Source organism: Pseudoalteromonas sp. SG43-6 (genome assembly GCF_014164365.1).
In the GTDB taxonomy this organism is placed as follows: Bacteria; Pseudomonadota; Gammaproteobacteria; order Enterobacterales; family Alteromonadaceae; genus Pseudoalteromonas; species Pseudoalteromonas rhizosphaerae.
This window is the reverse complement of the sequence record NZ_JACJEZ010000135.1, coordinates 1-1,016: the sequence shown is the minus strand read 5'-3', so window position 1 is coordinate 1,016 and position 1,016 is coordinate 1. Positions and strand designations below refer to the sequence as shown.

Sequence of the window (1,016 nt, the reverse complement as noted above, 5' to 3'; positions counted from 1 at the left end):
TGGCTGTGTTGTAGTTGAGTGTGGGTATAAAAAATTCATATCATAATGCCTCTTTTATCCATGTTTGATCTGAATACTCAGTGTTATCTTCCATAAACCTAAACCAGCTTAAATAATTCTCAATGTAGTCTGTACCAATGCCATTAAAACGTCTTAACCATGCCTTCCATCGCATCATATAATTATTAAGTGTTTGGATATGGTAAATACCTTCTACTACTCTTTGGTTATCCAACCCAATCAAACGTTTATGGTCAATGTCGAGTTCTTTAGCAATACCTTTATATGATAAGTTTCCATCAGTACAAAGCACTGAGCCTGATGATAATAAAGGCTTCAATTGTGCTTGAATATTTTCTTTTGTATTTCGTTCTAAAACCTTGTGAGATATAGCACCACTACGATCAAGAGCAATGAAAATAGGAACTTTTTCGATTTTTCCACCGCCACGTTTACGTGACTTACGGTTAATAGCCCTCTTACCTTTAAAAGATTCTGGTAAAGATGTTTCATCAGCTTCAATAACACCCGTTAGTACTGAAGGATTAAAGCTGGCAGGGGCTTTAATAAACATATGTCGCCAACGAAATGACGTTCTAAGTGTTATATCCAAAGCTTTAGCTGATTTTCTAAGGGATACGCCTTCCCACATTAATTTGGTATATTCGATCCACTTCTCAGCCTTTTTCATTCGGTAAAGTGGTGAGTCTGCAAGTGCATTAAATGTTTTGTTGCATGATTTGCACTTAAAGCGCTGAATTCCTTGCTTTGTCATTCCCCAACGATTTAGATTATGTGAATCACAATGGGGGCAATGAGATATTGATTCCTCATGGTCGGCAATAGCTTGACCTACTTGGTTAGTGGCAATATTTGATTCAACTTCGTGGCGAAGCTTTTTAAGTTGAGCGTAATTTAAGTTGGTAATGTGATGTAGTATATTTTGAAACTGCTTGGAAGCCATATTGCACCTGCCGTTGTTGGGTTTCAGTACATTAACTATAGTTCACCAACAC

At 37.0% G+C, this 1,016-nt stretch carries 1 protein-coding gene; it reads right to left on the bottom strand.

Annotated elements, in window-relative coordinates:
• Positions 1 to 40 precede the first annotated feature (40 nt).
• The gene (locus tag H5201_RS22445; protein WP_096036035.1) at positions 41 to 964 is read right to left on the bottom strand and encodes an IS1595 family transposase; all 924 of its coding nucleotides are present in this window, start codon (positions 962 to 964) and stop codon (positions 41 to 43) included.
• Positions 965 to 1,016 lie beyond the last annotated feature (52 nt).

Bases quoted from the DNA above. Each gene is read 5' to 3' on its own strand.
- H5201_RS22445 (WP_096036035.1), bottom strand. From the start codon at position 964: ATGGCTTCCAAGCAGTTTCAAAATATACTACATCACATTACCAACTTA.